Genomic DNA, 16,925 nt, shown 5'->3' with positions numbered 1-16,925 from the left:
CGACTCAGCCGCACCGGCTGCATCACCCTGGAAGCGCTTGCCATGTCCGTTCGTCGTATCCCTGGATTCACCCGCTCCACCTCCGCGCCGCGATCGCCGCTGCGCGCCCGCGACGCATTGGCCTGCGCGTTGGCGATCGGCCTGGCCGGACTGAGCGGCGGCGCGTGGGCGCAATCGGCGCCGGGCGAGGATGCGGCGGCGAAACAGCCGGACGATGCGCATTCGCTGGAACGGGTGCAGGTCAGCTCCAACCAACTCGGCACCGTCACCGAGGGCAGCGGCTCCTACACGCCCGGCACCATCGCCACCGCCACCCGCATGGTGCTGACGCCGCGGCAAACCCCGCAGAGCATCAGCGTGATCACCCGTCAGCAGATGGACGATTTCGGCCTGGTCGGGATCGACGACATCATGCGGGTCACCCCGGGACTGAGCATCGTCACCTACGACAGCGAGCGCACCGAGTACTACGCGCGCGGTTTCCCGATCCAGAATTTCCAGTACGACGGCGTGCCGATGCAGCGCGACTCGGCGTATTCGGCCGGCAATACCCTCAGCAACATGGCCATCTACGACCGCGTGGAAGTGCTCAAGGGCGCGACCGGCCTGTTGACCGGCATCGGCGATCCCGGCGCGACCATCAACCTGATCCGCAAGAAGCCCTCGCGCAAGGGCTTCGCCGGCAGCGCCACGCTCGGGGTCGGCTCGCGCGACGAATACCGCGCCGAAGTCGATGTCGGCGGCCCGCTGACCGACAGCGGCCGGGTGCGCGGCCGCGCTGTGGCGGCGCGCGTGGACAAGCACGGCCAGGTCGATTACTACCAGCGCACGACCGAGGTGCTGTACGGCATCCTGGAAGCCGACGTCGGCGACAACACGCTGTTGACGGTCGGCGCGGATTACCTGGACAGCGATCCCAAGGGCTCCAGCTGGGGCGGCATTCCGCTGCTCGACAGCAACGGCAACTTCAACCGCATGCCGCGTTCGTTCAACAACGGCGCGCGCTGGAGCCGCTGGCGCCAATACAGCCGCACCGGCTTCGGCACCCTGGAGCATCGCTTCGGCAACGATTGGGTCGCCAAGCTGCAGCTCAATCACCAGGTCAACGGCTACGACGCCGCGCTCGGCGCGGCCGCATCGGGCAATCCGAATCCGCTCACCGGCACCGGCGTGGGCCTGTGGGCCGGCCAGTACATCGGCCGCACCGTCAGCAACGCGCTCGACGGCTATGTCAGCGGCCGCTTCGGCTGGCTCGGCCGCGAGCACGAGTTGGTGATCGGCGGCAGCGTGTCGCGCAAGCGCTGGACCAATACCGGCTACATGCCACAGCCCGGCTACTCGCTGGACGTGCCCGACTACCGGACCTGGAACGGCGACATCCCCGAGCCGAACTGGCAGCGTTCTTACGCCAACGATGAGGTGACCCGCGAGAACGGCTTGTACGTGGTCGGCCGTTTCGACGTCGCCGATGCGTTGAAGGCCATCGTCGGCACCCGCGTATCCAACTACAAGGCCAACGAAATCGACAAGAGCGGCATCCTCGCGCCCTATGCCGGCGTGGTGTACGACTTGAACGACAACTTCTCGGCGTTCGCCAGCTACACCAGCATCTTCAAGCCGCAAGGCTATCAGGACGAACGCGGGCGCACGCTGGATCCGCTGGACGGCCGCAATTACGAAGTCGGCCTGAAGGGCGAGTTCTTCAACGGCCGCCTCAACGCCAGCGCCGCGGTGTTCCAGCTCGATCAGGACAACTACGCTGAGGCCACCGGCGGGCGCACGCCGTCGGGCGGTCTGGCCTACCGCGCCTTGCAAGGCGTGCGCACCAAGGGCTACGAGCTGGAGCTGTCGGGCGAGCTGGCGCCGGGCTGGCAGATTCAGGGCGGTTACTCGCACAAGGTCGCGCGCCAAACCGGCGGCAAGGTCTCGACCCTGGAGCCGGAAGATCAGTTCAGCGTGCACACCAGCTACCGGCTGCGCGGCGGCTTGGAGGATTGGACGGTCGGCGGCGGCGCGCGTTGGCAGAGCCAGACCTGGGGCCCGGTGCCCAATCCCCTGGGCGGCCGGGTCGAACATCGCACCGAGCCGTATTGGCTGCTCGATCTGATGGCGCGCTATCAATTCAACGACAAGCTGTCGGCCACGCTCAACGTCGACAACCTGCTCGACAAGCGCTACTACACGATCTTCAGCTACTACAGCACCTACACCTGGGGCGAGCCGCGCAGCGTGCGGGTGGCGATGACGTACCGGTTCTGATCGCGAACGTCGGCACCGGCGCGGAGCGGCCGCGCCGGTGCCGACGCATCAGCGGCCGGAGATATGGAACTCGATGGGCACGCGCACCTGCAACGGCGGCGGCCCCAACTCGGCCGGAGGCGCCGGCACCGGGCTGGCGCGCAGCACCACCGCCAGCGCTTCTTCGTCCAGCGACGGGTAGCCGCTGGAGCGGGCGATCCGCGATTCCAGCACCCGGCCGTCGCCGTCGACGGTCAATCCGACTTCGGCCACGCCCTGTTGATGCAGGCGGCGCGCTTGGCGCGGATAGCGTTTGTAGCGCTGCAGATGGCCGAGCAAGCGTTGCTGCCATTGACTGGGCGCGGGGGTCAGTTCGCCGGCGATGTCTTGCGGTGCTGCATATCGCGCGGATTCGACCGCGGCGGCTTGCGCGGGCGCGGAGGCGTCGGAGGCGATGGACGCGTCGGTGGCGGGCACCGGTTCGGACGATGGCGGCAGTTCGATGCGGGTCTGTGGCGCGAACGGTTTTTCGCCGGTGGCTTGCGGTTTGCGGTCGACGACGGACGGCGGCCGCTCGGAGGTCTGGGCGGGCCGATCCACCGAAGCGACGCGGTCGGGCTTGAGCGCGCCCGGCGGCAGATCGCGTTGGATCGCGCGCGGCGCTTCGGCGATCAGGGTCAGTTCCACCACCACCGTTTCGGCGGTCGCCTGCGGAGGCGTTAGCGGCGTCAGCGTTTGCTGCTGCCACAGCACGAACGAGATCACCGCGACATGGAACGCCACCGTCGCCAGCGCGCCCAGCCATTGCATGTCGCTGCCGCGCGCGGGTTGCGTGCGTGCCGGGCCGGGCCCGCGCCGCGAGGGCGGGCGCGCGCAGGTCGGTTCGTCCGCATTGGCCGAGCCGATGGCGCTCGCGAATGCGTTCATCGCGGCCAGCCCGCCCTAAACGCCGCAACAGACCGACCGGCCACGAGGCGCTTCAAAACGAACGCTCCAACTTCAGACTGACCGAGTTGCGGTCGTAGGAATACAGCCAGTCGATGTTGCTGGCGATGGTGTTGTGCTTCAAGGTCAAGCTGGGGGTAAGTCCGGCGAAGGCGAACTTGGGCATGCGCAGGATCAGCGTGTAATTCTGCTCATCGTCGCGGCGCCGCGCCTCCAGCGGATCGCTCCAGGCGCGGTGCCCGCGATGGCGCAGCGAAGCGAACGCCAACAACCCGAATCCGGCGTCGAATTGTTTCGACAAGCCCAGGCGCAAACCGCGTTGCAGATAGGCCTCGCTGGCGCTGCGGCTGTCGCGCTGGCTCAGGTCGACGCCGCCGAACAACAGCCATTGCCGCGGCAGCGCGCGCCAGACGGTGGCGTAGAGCGAGGCGACGTCGCCGTCGAAGTTGCGCAGCGCGCTGCGCCGGTAGCGCATGCGCTTGTAGTCGCCTTCCAGCTTGAACATCCAGCGCGGCGAGAAGGTGTAGGACCAGTCCGCGCGCAAACCCCAGGCGCCGTACAGCGCCTGGTTTCCGTAAGCGCCGTACTCGAAACTCGGCGCCAGCGAATAGCCGTGGCGCGCGCTGGCATAGGAATAGCCGGCGCTGTTGTTCCAGGTGGTCTCGTTGTAACGGCTGTCGTCGCGGTAGGCGTAGCCGTACAGCAGCGAACGCAGAAACACGCCGTGGTGTCCGCGCAGCGCCACCCGCTTGCTCAGGCTGGCGTCGAAATCCAGGCCCGGCGCCTGCGCGGCTTTGGGCAGGCTGCGTTCGATCACGCACAGGCCGTCGGGCGCGGTCAACAAACAGCTGCGGCTTTCCGAACTCTGGTTGAGGTTGTCGTTCCAGGTGGGGCCAACCGCGACGCTGCCGTGCCAGCCGCGGCGGTTGGCGAGCGCGCGCAGGAAGGTCGCCACGGTGCGGCGTACGCCTTCGGCCTTGGGATCGTCGGGGTCGAGCGAGTCCTGGATTTCGCGGAAGCGCTGTTCGGCCTCGCGGTCGATCTGGTTCTCGAACAGCACCCGCGCCAGTTCCAAGCGGCCCGGCAGGAAATCCGCCTGGCGTTCGAGCAAGGCGCGGTAGTGGCGCTCGGCCTGGGCCAGATCGCCGTCGGCGCGCGACAGCGCGCCGCGCGCGTACAGCTCCAGCATCGGGTCGCGGCCCGGCAGCGCGGCGTAGCGCGCGAACAGGCGCTTGGCTTCAGGCCATTGCCGGCGTTCGACCGCCGCGTACAGCGCCGGCCCCAGCGAATTAGCGTCGGCGGCGTCGGATGGCGCGGAAGCCGTTTCGGCTCCGGCGTCGGCAGCGCGGTTCTGTTCTTCCAGCAATCGCTGTTCGCGCTCGTTCTGGCGTTGTTCCAGACCGTGATCCAGACGCAGGCGGGTATCGTCGCGATCCTGCGCCCAGGCGTTGGCCGCCAGCGACAACAGGCAGGCGCAGAGCGGCGCGGCGAGCGAACGCCGCCGGCGTCGGAGAAATTCTTGTTTGTCGTTCATCGCTGCGGAACCAAACTCCGCGCCGCGTCCTTGCGGCGACGGAGCGGATCGCGGCCGCGAACGGCCGCGATCCGATCGGCTCAGATCAAGGGTTCTTGGTGCCGCCGAAGGCGGTGTCGTACAGGCGATCGTCGAAACGGGTGATGCCGGCCAGGGCCGCGGCGTTGGCGCCGAAGAACTGGCCGCTGATGCCGCCGGTGGCGACGGTGGAGCCGGCCACCGAAGCGCTGGCGCCGTTGCCGGAGAAGCCGGTGCCGCTGATCGCGGCGGTGCCGATGTCCACGGTCAGGCTGCCGTTGGACAGGCTGCCGCTGAGCTGGGCGGCGCCGAAGTTGGCGGTCAGGGTGCCGTTGAGCTTGTTGCTGCCGTTGTACTGGCTCAGGCCGGCGACGGTGTAGGTGGCGGTGCCCGAACCCGGGACCGTGGTGCCGGCGTTGTCGCCGGCGTAGTACACGGTGCGCGAATCGGTGCCGGCCACGTCCTTCGACCACTCGCCGTAATAGACGTTGTGCCCGGCGATCTTGGCGAAGTGGAACACGCCCATGCCGCTGTGGCTCGGCGGGCTGATCGGCTGCACGAGGCTGGACACGCCGTTGGCGTCGGGCGCGGCGAACAATTGCAGGCCCTGGAAGTCGACCTTCTTGGTCGTGCCCATGGTGTAGACGCCGATGCCCGGACGGCCGGCCACGTGCGGGCCCGCGTTGACGGTCGACACGCCGGCTTCGACGTAGGTGTTGTCGCTCTGGTCGCCGACCACGGCGGCTTGAGCGGCGCCGGCCAGGGTCGCGGCGGCCAGGGCGGCGAGAGCGAGGTTGATGCGTTTCATGCGATGACTCCTGATAAGGGTTGGATAGATCCGATGGAATGAACTTTGGCTAGAGCGCGCTGCGCCCGGTCGCTCATCCATTGCGTCTGATGCAACAGATTTTTGGGGCCGCCGCGTGCCGGCGGCGCGGAATCAGAATCGCGCGGTGAAGCTGAGCTTGAAGGTGCGGCCGGGCGCGGCCATCGCCGAACGCGTCAGCGGATCGACGTAGTACAAGTCGCCCAGATTGGTGCCGACCAATTCCAGCGCCAGCGAATCGTTGAAGCGGTAATTGGCGTAGGCGTCGTAAGTGGTGATGCGGTCCCAGGCCAGCGGTACGTTGAAGTACGCGCCCAGGCGTTGCTCCTGGTAGAGGTCGTAGTCGGCGTTCTGGTAGCCGCTGTGATGGACCACGCGCGCGCCGAGTTCGAGCTTGCGGTCGAACCAGCGCCCGCCGACGGTCCAGTTGGCGCTGGTTTCGGGCACCGCCATGGTGATCAGATAGCCGCCGACGAAACCGGCCTGGACGCAGTCGGCGATGCCGATCTTTCCGGTGGGATCGTTGATCGTGGCCACGCTTTGATCGCAGACCTCGTTCTCCAGATTGCGCGCCACGCTCAGGTCGGTGAAGAAGCGGCCGTTGTCGTAGCGGCCTTGGAACTCGAGCCCGCGCAGGGTTTGCTTGTCGATGTTGGAGAACTGCAGCTGGCCGCTGCGTTCGATCACGTTCTCGGTCTTGTGGTGGTAGTAGGTCAGCTTGAGATCGGCGTACTCGGCGTCCAGCGCGCGACTGAAGTCGTGCACGTAGGCCAGCTCGTAGTTGTAGGCGTGCTCGGGCCTGAGTTCGGCCACCGGCAGGCTGGCGGAGAACCCCAGCGTGCTTTCGAACATGCTCGGATAGCGCCGCGCCTGGCTGTGGCGGAAGTACAGGCGCGCGTCGTCGTTGAAGTTGAAGGTGGTGGAAAAGGTCGGCGACCAGTCGCTGCCGCTGTGGTGCGCGGCCGGCAGTTGGGTGAACACCGGCCGCAGCGAGGCGTTGCCGCGGCCGTAGTCGACGCCGGCCAGACTGCCGTTGAGGAAGATGTTGTCGGCGCGGCGGAAACGGCCGCGCTCATCGGCCAACCAATCCGGGCCGGTCTGGCGCAGGGTGTAAGTGGCCTGCTCGATCTGGGTGTTGACCGTCTCCTGGCCCCAGCCGAAGCGCGCGGCATTGCGGTGAATCGTGGCGATGCGCGCGTCCAGCACCGACTGGCTCAGTCGCGGATCGCGGGTGTAGTAGGTCATGACGTAGCGTTCGGGCACCAGCACTTGCCCCAGCCGGGTGTCGCCCTGGCTCAAGCGGTCGGCGAGGAAATCGTCGAAGGCCCAATACGATTGGTAGCGCATGCCGGCGCTGAAGCTCAGCCGCTCGGTCGCGCGCCAATCCAGCTTGACGCTGTAGTCGCGCTCCTCGCGGCGGCCGGCGCGCGGAAACATCCGCCAGCCGTCGGCGACGCCGTTGTATTCGTCGTCCGAACGCAGCTTCTCGTGCTGGTAGTTGGCGCCGATGGTCAGATCCAGATTCGGCCGCAGCGCCATCTTGTTGCTCAAGGTCAGGCCGGTGCGGTCGTGATGAGCGTTGGCCAGCGCGGTGTTGCGCAGGATCGGGTCTTCCCAACTGGCCATGTTGGGAAAGCCGCCGGCGCTGTAGGTATCGCTGTCGGTGCGGGTGGTCCACAGGTTGGCGTAGACATCGAACCAGCGCCCGCCGGGCTGCCATTGGTATTCCAGGTTGTAGGCCTTGGCGTCGACCCGGCTCAGCGGCCATTGCGGCGCGCCCTGGCCGACGGTGTCGCGCCAGGAGATGCGGGTGGGCAGGATTTCGCCGTAAGCCGAGCGGGTGTCGCGCAGGCCGAGTTTGAAGGTTTGATTCGCGCTCGGCCGGAACGTCGCTTTGACCAACCACGATTCCATTTCGCTGGAGGTGTTGGGCACTTCATCGCCGGGCCGGTAGAAGCGCGCCAGGCTGGTGATGTAGTTCAGGCTCTTGGCCGGATCGTAGGGCTGGGTGTAGAAATCGGCGCCGTTCTTGCCGGAGAAATGGTTGCCCTTCTTGCGGTAGGCGTAGGCGGCGAGCAGTTCGAAGTTGTCCTCGCGCAGGCCCAGCGCCAATCGCCAGGCCTGATCGTCGCCGAGAATCAGATCCTTGCCGCCGCTGCTGCGCACCGGCTTGTACAGAGTGGGATCGTAGTAGGTGGCGAACGGGTTGGTGGGAAAGCCGGGCACGGTGCGGTAATCGCGGCCGGTCGACAGCGTCGGCAGATTCGGGTCGATCGCGTTGTCGCTGGTTTCCAGCTTGAACTCGCCGCCGAAACGCTCGCCCGGCTTGAGCACGTCGTCGACGCCGAGGGTGGTCACCACCACCGCGCCGCCGATGGAGCTGCTGACGTTGCGGGTGAGGTTGGGACCCTTGATGACCTGGATGCCGCCGATCAGGTTCGGATCGATGTAGTTGCGGTTGTTGGCGCCGTTGTAGCCGCGCCACACGGTCAGCGCCTGCTCGGTGCCGTCGATGGTCAGCGGCACCCGGCCTGGGCCCTGGATGCCGCGGATGTTGGGATCGAGCGCGCCGCTGTTGCGCGCGTCGCCGCTGTAGACGTTGAGCATGCCCTTGAACACGTCGGCGGGCGTGGCGCCTTTGTAGCGTTCGATCTGTTCCTTGCCGGCGTAGACGGTCGATAAATCGGCGTCGTAGACCTCGTCGTAGCCGCGTTCGTCGCGTTGGGCCTGGTTGTAGGCGCCGGCGCCGACCGAAAGTGTGTCGGTGACGATGGTGCCGGCCGCTGCGGCGTTTGCGGCATCGCGTTGCACGGTGACGGTGTCGGCGCCGCTGCGGCGTGCGCTCAGGCCGGTGCCGTCGAGCAGGCGGTTCAGCGCTTGCGCATCGTCGTACTCGCCGTGCAGCGGCGCCGAGCGCGCGCCTTCGCCGTCGGCGCTGTCGAACACCACCTGCACGCCGCTGATCCGGCTGTATTGACGCAAGGCGGCCGGCAACGGCTGCGCCTGGATGTCGTAGCGACGCAGGGTCGGCGCGGACTGGGTCGAGGGCGCCGGGGCGGTCTGCGCCATTGCGCAGGGAGCGGCCAGGCCGAACAGGATCCAGTGGATGCATCTGGCCAATCCGACGGGCGCGAACGCCCGCCGGCGGCGGGCCGGAACGGAAGACATGCAGCGAACTCCTCAAGTCGTCGTATGGCGCGGGCCCGAACCTTCGGACCCGCGCGGCGTTTGGCTTGAGATGCGATGCGCGTCTCGCGGCTACGAACTACAAGACGTCCCTGGTGGACGCCTACCCAACCCCCGCACTGCGATCGGTTCGGCGAAACTATTCCGCCGGCGGACGCACCAGCAAGACGCCGCTGGGCAGGCGTTGCACCCGCAGGCGCGCGCTGCGGGCGACCGCGTCGATGGCCTCATCCGGCCGGTCGGTGCGCAGCGTCGCGGAAATGCGCGGCGCGCCGGCGAACGAACCCACGGTCCACACCGGCGCGGCGCGGTAACGCGCGATCCGTTGCAAGGCGCGCTCGGCCGGGACGCCGTCCAGCAGCAACTCGCCGTGGCGCCAACCGGCGATGTCGGCCGAATCGATCGGATAAGGCCGCGACACCGCGCCGCCCGCCGCGTAGACCACCGCTTGCCCGGCGCGCACGCCGACCGCGTCGCCGCCGGCCGAGGCGACTTCGACCAGGCCTTCGCTGACCGCGGTGCGCACCTGCGCGTCTTGCAGGCTCACCTCGAACGCGGTGCCGATATCGCGGCTGACGCCGTTGAGCGCTTCCACCCGGAACGGGCGCGCATCGCCGTGCGCCACCCGGAACCACGCGGCGCCGCGCAGCAGTTCGATCCGCCGTTGGCCGTCGCGGTAATCGACGGTGATCGCCGATCCGGCATCGAGCACCGCTTCGGAGCCGTCGCTGAGCAGATAGCGTTGCGGCGCCGCGCCGCTGCGGTAGTCCGCGCGCCAGTGCAGCCAGATCGCCGGTGCGGCCGCGATGGCTGCGGTTAGGCAGGCGGCGGTGGCCAGGCTCCAGCCGACCGCGCGGGTTCGTCGCCCGCGTCGGCGCGGCGCGAGCGGCGCTGGCGTCGCGACTTCGGGCGCGGGCGCCGTTTCGAAGGCATCGCGCAGCGTCGCAAGCCCTTGCCACAGCGCGCGCTGCCGGGCGAACGCCGCCCGTTGCGGCGCCGACTCCATCCAGGTTTCGAACGCGGCCAATTCGGCCTCATCCATCTCGCCCGAGGCGAGCCGGGCGATCCAGCGACGCGCTTGTTCGCCCAGGTCGGCGTCGTCGGCGCGGGGACAGTCCGGTGAATCGGGAGGCGAGGTAGGGGTCATGCGGTGGCTGAGGCTGCCTGGACTTGAATAGTGACGAACGCGGCGGGCGCTTACCCAACCCCGGCGCCGCCGATGCGCGGGTCAGCGGCCTTCGCGGGCCTGATCGAGCAGGCGCAGCACGCGCTGGATGTGTTTTTCGACCGTGGTGGTGGAGACCTGCAGTTGCGCCGCGATCTCGCGCTGGGTCAGGCCTTCGAAGCGGTTGAGCGCGAAGATCTGCCGCGAACGCTCGGGCAGATCGCGCGCGGCCTTGGCGATGCTCGCCAGTTCGCTCTGCGCCAGCACCACCCGGGCGGTGTCGGGCAGGGCATCGTCTTCGGCCAACCATGCCGCCGCGGCTTCGCGCAGTTTGCGCCGGCGCGCTTCGGCGCGGCCTTGATCGACCGCATGGTGATGGGCGAGGCGATAGAGGTAATGGCGCGGATCGAGAATCGGCGGCTCGCCGGCCACCGCGATCACTTTGAAGTACATCGACTGCAATGCGTCTTCGGCTTCGGCGCGATCGAGATAGCGGCGCAGATAGCGCAACAACCGCTCGCGCTCGGTGACCAGCAGCGAGGTGAGAAGAGCGGCGTTGGAGGACATCGTCGTGGGAGCAGGCGGGCGGCGTTGCGTCGGCACCGGGCCGGTGGACGAAGACCTTAGCACTAAATGCGATTGATTGTCATTTGTCTTTGTGACGAAATGCCGTCGGGCAGCGGCGATCCGCGGCCTTGCCGCGTTATCGGCGGTCCGGTAGAAACGAGGTTCCCCACAGTTCCTGCGCAACGGAGTTCGTGTGATCGCCTCAGACGTCGCCGTGCAATTCATCGTGACCTCCGCCGTCCTCGCCGCGATTCCCGGCCCGGACAATCTGTTCGTGCTGATGCAGTCGGCGCTCAACGGCAGCCGCAAGGGCGTGGCGGTGACCTTGGGTTTGTGCACCGGCTTGCTGGCGCACACCACCGCGGTCGCGTTCGGCGTGGCCGCGGTGTTTCAGGCCTCGGCGACCGCGTTCACCGCGCTCAAGCTGGTGGGCGCGGCGTACTTGTTGTATCTGGCCTACGGTGCGTTCAAGGCCGGGCGCGGTACGGGCGATGCGGGCGCGCAGGACAGTGCGGTCGAGGCGGCGCCGGAAGCGTCGGCCTGGGCCTTGTTCGCGCGCGGCATCGTCATGAACATCACCAATCCCAAGGTGGCGATTTTCTTCCTGGCGTTCCTGCCGCAGTTCGTCAAGACCGATGCCGGCCCGGTGCCGCTGCAGGTGGCGCAGTTGGGCGCGTTGTTCATCGCCACCACGCTGGTGGTGTTCAGCGGCATCGCGATGGCTTCGGGCAAGCTCAGTGTGTGGTTGCGGCGTTCGCCGCGGGCGATCGCGCGCATGAACACCGTGGCCGGTTGCGTGTTCGTCGGTCTGGCCGCCAAGTTGGCCACTGCCCAGCGCTGATTGCGCCGCTTACGGTTTCGCGCCGTTGGCTCGCAAGAAATTTAGGATCGATTCGTTTACGCGCTCGGGTTGCGCCATCGCCGCGATGTGATCGGCCGCGGCGACGACGTCGCCTTGCAAGCCCGGCATCTTTCGCTGCGCCAGGCGCAGCATCGCGGCGGCGTCGTAAAGCCGCTCGCCGTCGCCGATCAGCAGCAGCGCCGGCGTGCGGATCGCGCGCAACTCGCGCCGGCTCAACACCGCCGGGTTGATGACGCCGACCGCGGAGAACGCCGACATCGTCGCCGCCATCAACGCGGCCCAGCGATCGTCGCGCGGGCGCATGCCCAGGTCGGCCATGCTCGGCGCGCGCGGGTTGCGGCGCAGGCGGCGCCACAGTTTGAGCAGCGGGCGTTTGATCCGCGCCGAGTAGGTCAGATTCCAATACTGCGATGCGAAGGTGCCGACCGGACTGATCATTACTGCCCGTTCGACTCGATCCGGCGTCAGCGAGGCCTGATTCAAGGCGAGGAAGCCGCCGAACGAGCAACCGATCAGCGATGCGTGCCGCACGCCCAGACCGTCGAGCACTTGCGCCAGCCAGCGCGCGTATTCGTGGCGGTCGCGCAGGCGTCGGTACGCCCAGCCCTTGCCCGGTTGCGCGATCACGTCGATCGCATAGGTGCGGTAGTGGCGGCTCAATGCGGCGACGTTGAGCCGCCACACCGTGGCGGTGCCGGAGAAACTGGGCAGCAACAACAACGCCGGTGCGTCGGTCGGGCCGCTGGCGATGACGTGGGTCGAGCCGAACTCGCTGGGGACGTCGAAGGTTTCGTACGCGACCGGCCATTGGCTCAATGCGGCGTCGTAGGCGGCCAGATAGCGGTCGCGGGCTTGGGTGTCTTTGAAGGTGGGCAGTGCGTCCGGGGGCTGCGTCGCGGTGTCGGTCATGGTCGTCCGGCTGGGGGCGTGGAGACGACGCAACTATATGAATTTACGGGAATTATGAAAGTCTTGAAGACATCCGCGGCGGCCCCATAACTGTAGTAGCAGGGGCTTCGGCGTGCGATCGGGCCGAGCAGAGCAAGAGCAAAATGGTTCCGGCTTTCGCCGGAATGACGGGTGTGGGGGCGTCGGGGGATTTTGTTGGTGGCGCTCGGTTGCGGGTGGGGCGATTGCGGTCGTTCAATCTGCCGTTGCGGCCGCGGGCAGGTGTTCGCGCAAGGCCTGAGTCTTCCAGGCGCGCGGCGATAGTCCGGTCGAGGCTTTGAACGCGCGCGACAAAGCCGCTTCGCTGCCGTAACCCACGTCCATCGCGATGGTCTTCAACGGCCGGCCGTCGAGCAGCGATTGTTGCGCCAGTCCCACGCGCCATTGCTGCAGGTAGATGCCCGGCGTGCAGCCGACGCTGTCGCGGAAGGCGTTGGCGAATACGCTGCGCGACATGCCGGCGCGCGCGGCCAGCGCATCCAGGGTCCAGTCGCGTTCGGCCGATTCGTGGATCGCGACCAGGGCATGGCGCAGTTGCGGATGCGACAAACCGGCCAGCATGCCGACGCGGGTGCGGCCGCTTTCCATCAGATGCCGCAGCACTTGGATCAACACCACTTCGAACAAGCGGTTGATCAAGGCATGCCGCCCGCAGCGGCGGTCGAAGGCTTCCTCGAACAACAACGCCAGGATCGGCTGCGCGCCGTCGATCTGGTCCAGGCCGACGCAGACGAACGCCGGCAAGGCGTTGGCGATGGGATTGGCCGCGCCGCCTTCGAAGTGCAGGTTCGCGCAGGCCAGATCCGCGCCGCGCTCGGCGTCGGTGATGAAGCGATGCGCCAGCGGCCGCGGATACAGCAGCAGGCTCGGCGTATCGATGTGCACCGCGGCCTCGCCGCCGTTGATCACCTCGACCGCGCCGCCGCGGACCAGATGCAACTGTCCGGCGCCGAGTTCGGGCGCCAGGTCGTTGATGCCGCACAAGGCGCCGGCATGGAACAGCCGGGCGGTGGCGGAGAAGCGTTCCAGCAGGGCTTCGAGGCGGTCGGTCATGGGGAAATACGATAGGTAAAGTTTTAAGGACTATACGTTACGTAGAGTCCCGGATGGGTGGGCAAAGTACGTCTCACGGGCCCGCTGCCCGCCACCCAACCGGAGACCGCCATGAACTTCCCGACCGTCCTGCACCGCTCCTTCGCCCTGTCCCTGCTGAGCCTGGGCCTGGCCACCGCCACGCAAGCCGCCACCCCGGCCGCCGCGCCCGCCGCCACCGAACAGGCCGCGCCGCTGCGCCAGTCCTCCAACATCGTCGTCACCGCCGACGGCGTGCAGCTCTACTACAAGGACTGGGGCCCCAAGGACGGCCCGGTGGTGGCTTTCAGCCACGGCTGGCCGCTGAGCTCGGACAGCTGGGAATCGCAGATGCTGTTTCTGGCCGACCACGGTTACCGGGTGATCGCCCACGACCGCCGCGGCCACGGCCGTTCCAGCCAGCCTTGGGACGGCAACGACATGGACCACTACGCCGCCGACCTCAAGGCGGTGCTGGACAGCTTGAACGTGCGCGATGCGGTGTTGGTCGGTTTCTCCACCGGCGGCGGCGAAGTCGCGCGCTACCTCGGCCGCTACGGCAGCGAGCGCGTGCGCAAGGCGGTGCTGGTGAGCGCGGTGCCGCCGTTGATGCTCAAGACCGCGGCCAATCCCGGCGGCTTGCCGATCGAAGTGTTCGACGGTTTGCGCAAGGCTTCGTTGGACAACCGTTCGCAGTTGTATCTGGATATCGCTTCGGGGCCGTTCTATGGCTACAACCGTCCGGGTGCGAAACCTTCGCCGGGTTTGATCGAATCGTTCCGTTCGCAGGGGATGCAGGCCGGGCACAAGAACGCTTACGACTCGATCGCCGCGTTCTCGGCCACCGATTTCACCGTCGACCTCAAGCGCATCGAAGTGCCGGTGCTGGTGATCCATGGCGACGACGATCAGATCGTGCCGATCGACGCGGCGGCGCGGGCTTCGGCCAAGTTGATCAAGCATTCGAAGTTGATCGTGTATCCGGGGGCGCCGCATGGGTTGCCGGATACGCATAAGGATCGGTTGAATCGGGATTTGCTGGAGTTCGTGAGCAAGTAATCGCGAACTGCTGGCTGCCCTCACCCCAACCCCTCTCCCGCGAAGCGGGAGAGGGGCTTTAGTGCGCTTGTTAGCCTCTCTCGCTGCGAGGGAGAAGGCTGGAGAGGGGCTCAGCTGCTTGTCTGCCTCTCCCGCGCAGCGGTAGAGGGTTGGGGTGAGGGCCGAGCGCCCGCACCCTCAAACGTTGTGCGTTACCGGTTTGCGCTGCGGCGCCTCGACCTCGGCGACGGTTTCGGCACGCGCCTGTTCGGCGTTGTTGGCCGCCACTTGCACGCTCACCCCGCGCGCCTGGTTCTCGCTGACCCGCGCATGGTTCGGACCCAGCGGCCCGGTGCTGCCGTCGAGCACGAAGAAGTTGCGGTCGGGATTGCCCTGCGCGTCCTGCACCGGCCGGCCGATTTCGATGCTGGCGACCTTGGGCAGACCCTCGCGCACCGTGGCCGCATAGATATTCGCGGCCAGGGTCTCATCGCGCAGTCCCTTGGCGTCCATCGCCGCGACCACCTGGCCGTAGATCGGATCCTGGCGCATGCGATCGACCGCCGGCGCGGCTTCGGCCAGGCGGACATCGCCCGCCGCCGGTGCGGTGTTGGCGCTGATCGAGTTGTCGGTGGAGACCACGCCGGGCGTGCGCAGGTTCGGCGCCAGCACCTCGTCCGGCGCCAGACCGTGCGCGCCTTTGCTCACCCGGTCGCTCCATTCGAGCTGGCCGTTGCGGTCGATCACCACCAGCTTGCCCTGGTTCAAGCTCTGCTCGACCAAGTCGGCGAGTTGCTCGGCCGACGCGTTGGGATTGGCCGCGCCGATGCTGCGGCCGATCTGGTTGTTGTACAGGTCCATCGCTTCGCGATTGGCGGTATTGCCGGGCACGCCTTCGTGCGCGGTGGCGAACGCGCCGGCCCATTGCGACCCGTACTTCTGCGCCATCAGCGCGTTCCAGTACGCATGCCGGAACGCGTCGCGGTGGCCGTCGTTGCCTTGCCATTCGCGTTGGCGGTCGGCGGGAATGTTGCCGGGCACCGGGTTGTCGGGAAAACGCTCGACGCCTTCGCTGAAAGCGCGTTTGCGGATGCCGTCGAAATCGCGCAGGCCGACCAGACCGCGATCCTGGGTCAGCTTGTCGAGCAAGGCGCCCTCGGTCTGGGTGATCTTGACCGAGTCGGTGAAGGGAATATCGATCGCGCCGAACGCGCGCGGCCGATAGTCGATCATCTTGTCGTCGGCGACCTGATAGGTGGTGCGCAAGGTAGCCAGATCGGGCCGGTCGGACATGACGATCTCCCTGATTCGGTCGTGCGGGTCGGCGTTCGAAGGAAGTTAGCGGGGGCGGCGGGACGCGCGGGTCAGCGGCGGCCCCAGCGGTGCGAGGCGACTTTGCCGTCCTGGTACTGGATCCGATAGAACTCTTCGTCCACGCCGAAGCGGGCCACGCCGAGCTCGTAAACATCGGTCGAGGACGCGGCGTCGGTGGAGTCCGGTTCGCCCAGCAAGGCGATCACTTCATCGCGCGGCATGCCGGTGCGGACGGTTTGCTCCAACGCGGCGACCATGCCGCCGCGGCGGTTGTCCTGGGCGTCGGCGCCGCGTTGGGATTTCCAGGCGGCCGAATCGAACGAAGTCGTGGTCTGCATGGTGCACGCCGATAAGGGAAGGGAAAGGATCAGGGCCAGACTCAAAGCGCGGACCGGCCGCGACCATCGCCAGGCGGAGTCGCGGCGAACGGGGCGGATGGGTAAAAGCAACGCAATGCTGGGCATGTTGCGGCCGTCTGTCGCCGGACCAAGTTCGGTTGAAAGCGAACTTAGCATGCGTCCGGCGTATTCATGTTTCAGCGGCGAGGGCCTGAAATGCGTCGGCTCAGCAGGACTTGCGACGCCGGACCCGATTTGCGCCCGCGTCGCGACCGGCGGTATCGGAGTCAGCCGCGGGACGGGGACTCGCCACGCAGTTGTTCGACCTCGGCCATGACCTGCGCGCGCATCGACTCCGGCACGCCCCAGTAATCGAAGATCCCGCCGCGCCGGCTGTTCTGCCCGCAGACCACCAGCACGCCGGTGCCGAGCCGGCGCTTGAGTTCGCTCGCCAGCCAGCCGACGAAGCCGCTGTTGTCTTCGCCGTCGCGGAAGTGAAACGAAAACAGGGCGAAGGTCTCCGCCGCCGGCGCGACGGCGGGCCGGAGCACGCTCCAGACCTCCTCATCGCAGACCGCGGCGAGCGATCCGTCCAGCGCATCGGCCGGCAGGGCGCGCTTGGGAAATTCGTAGAACGCATAGGCGCCCGGGTGCCAGACCAGATCGGCGGCGGCGATGACCCCGCGCAGGCGGGCGTCGGTTTGTTGCGGGGTTTCCTGGCTGATGTGCATGGGGGCGGGCTGGGGGCGCGGTCGGGATCGATGCGCAGGATCGCCGATTCCGTCGGGCCTGGGTCGCTCGGCCCGCCAACGATGAGCCGTTGCGGCCGCCGATTGCGAGTAATCGAATCAGCAAGCGTGCCGAAGGGCGGGCCC

14 protein-coding genes are annotated in these 16,925 nt (G+C 67.6%); 3 read left to right on the top strand and 11 right to left on the bottom strand.

Annotated elements, in window-relative coordinates; translation table 11 throughout:
- The first annotated feature begins 42 nt into the window (after window positions 1–42).
- The gene (locus V7787_RS18925) at window positions 43–2,259 is read left to right on the top strand and encodes a TonB-dependent siderophore receptor (protein WP_336089062.1); all 2,217 of its coding nucleotides are present in this window, start codon (window positions 43–45) and stop codon (window positions 2,257–2,259) included.
- Window positions 2,260–2,307: 48 nt separating this feature from the next.
- On the opposite strand, the gene V7787_RS18920 is transcribed toward V7787_RS18925, so the two are convergent.
- From V7787_RS18920 to V7787_RS18895, 6 genes are all read right to left on the bottom strand, one after another.
- Window positions 2,308–3,165 carry an energy transducer TonB family protein gene (locus V7787_RS18920; protein WP_336089061.1) on the bottom strand — a complete coding sequence of 286 codons (858 nt, stop codon included), beginning with the start codon at window positions 3,163–3,165 and terminating at the stop codon, window positions 2,308–2,310.
- A 52-nt stretch (window positions 3,166–3,217) separates the two neighbouring features.
- Complete coding sequence (locus tag V7787_RS18915; protein WP_336089060.1) at window positions 3,218–4,717, bottom strand: surface lipoprotein assembly modifier; 1,500 nt, start codon at window positions 4,715–4,717, stop codon at window positions 3,218–3,220.
- Between the two features lie 85 nt (window positions 4,718–4,802).
- The gene (locus V7787_RS18910) at window positions 4,803–5,543 is read right to left on the bottom strand and encodes a Slam-dependent surface lipoprotein (protein WP_336089059.1); all 741 of its coding nucleotides are present in this window, start codon (window positions 5,541–5,543) and stop codon (window positions 4,803–4,805) included.
- Window positions 5,544–5,675: 132 nt separating this feature from the next.
- Entirely contained in the window at window positions 5,676–8,729 is a 3,054-nt protein-coding gene (locus tag V7787_RS18905; RefSeq protein ID WP_336089058.1) for a TonB-dependent receptor, read from the bottom strand.
- A 157-nt stretch (window positions 8,730–8,886) separates the two neighbouring features.
- Window positions 8,887–9,894, bottom strand: coding sequence for a FecR family protein (locus V7787_RS18900; protein ID WP_336089057.1), 1,008 nt, complete (start codon window positions 9,892–9,894; stop codon window positions 8,887–8,889).
- Window positions 9,895–9,975: 81 nt separating this feature from the next.
- On the bottom strand, window positions 9,976–10,479 hold the full coding sequence (locus V7787_RS18895) for an RNA polymerase sigma factor (RefSeq protein ID WP_336089056.1): 504 nt from the start codon (window positions 10,477–10,479) through the stop codon (window positions 9,976–9,978).
- A 193-nt stretch (window positions 10,480–10,672) separates the two neighbouring features.
- On the opposite strand from V7787_RS18895, the gene V7787_RS18890 reads away from it, so the two are divergent.
- Complete coding sequence (locus V7787_RS18890; RefSeq protein ID WP_336089055.1) at window positions 10,673–11,320, top strand: LysE family translocator; 648 nt, start codon at window positions 10,673–10,675, stop codon at window positions 11,318–11,320.
- A 9-nt stretch (window positions 11,321–11,329) separates the two neighbouring features.
- On the opposite strand, the gene V7787_RS18885 is transcribed toward V7787_RS18890, so the two are convergent.
- Together V7787_RS18885 and V7787_RS18880 are read right to left on the bottom strand one after the other, a co-directional pair.
- Window positions 11,330–12,250: an alpha/beta fold hydrolase gene (locus V7787_RS18885; protein WP_336089054.1), complete on the bottom strand. Its 921-nt coding sequence runs from the start codon at window positions 12,248–12,250 to the stop codon at window positions 11,330–11,332.
- Window positions 12,251–12,484: 234 nt separating this feature from the next.
- A complete protein-coding gene (locus V7787_RS18880; RefSeq protein ID WP_336089053.1) occupies window positions 12,485–13,342 on the bottom strand; it encodes an AraC family transcriptional regulator in 858 nt (285 codons plus the stop codon).
- A gap of 111 nt (window positions 13,343–13,453) precedes the next feature.
- Between V7787_RS18880 and V7787_RS18875 the strand changes: the two genes are divergently transcribed.
- Window positions 13,454–14,419, top strand: coding sequence for an alpha/beta fold hydrolase (locus tag V7787_RS18875; protein WP_336089052.1), 966 nt, complete (start codon window positions 13,454–13,456; stop codon window positions 14,417–14,419).
- A gap of 177 nt (window positions 14,420–14,596) precedes the next feature.
- Here the strand turns inward: V7787_RS18875 and V7787_RS18870 are convergent, their stop codons facing one another.
- From V7787_RS18870 to V7787_RS18860, 3 genes are all read right to left on the bottom strand, one after another.
- Window positions 14,597–15,691, bottom strand: coding sequence for a DUF6973 domain-containing protein (locus V7787_RS18870; RefSeq protein ID WP_336089051.1), 1,095 nt, complete (start codon window positions 15,689–15,691; stop codon window positions 14,597–14,599).
- 71 nt (window positions 15,692–15,762) lie between these two features.
- The gene (locus V7787_RS18865; RefSeq protein WP_336089050.1) at window positions 15,763–16,050 is read right to left on the bottom strand and encodes a hypothetical protein; all 288 of its coding nucleotides are present in this window, start codon (window positions 16,048–16,050) and stop codon (window positions 15,763–15,765) included.
- Between the two features lie 287 nt (window positions 16,051–16,337).
- Window positions 16,338–16,781, bottom strand: coding sequence for a DUF6196 family protein (locus V7787_RS18860; protein ID WP_336089049.1), 444 nt, complete (start codon window positions 16,779–16,781; stop codon window positions 16,338–16,340).
- Window positions 16,782–16,925: the final 144 nt, after the last annotated feature.

The organism is Pseudomonas sp. CGJS7 (genome assembly GCF_036961695.1).
The sequence above is the reverse complement of the archived record's forward strand: the minus strand, read 5'-3'. Positions and strand labels throughout refer to the sequence as shown.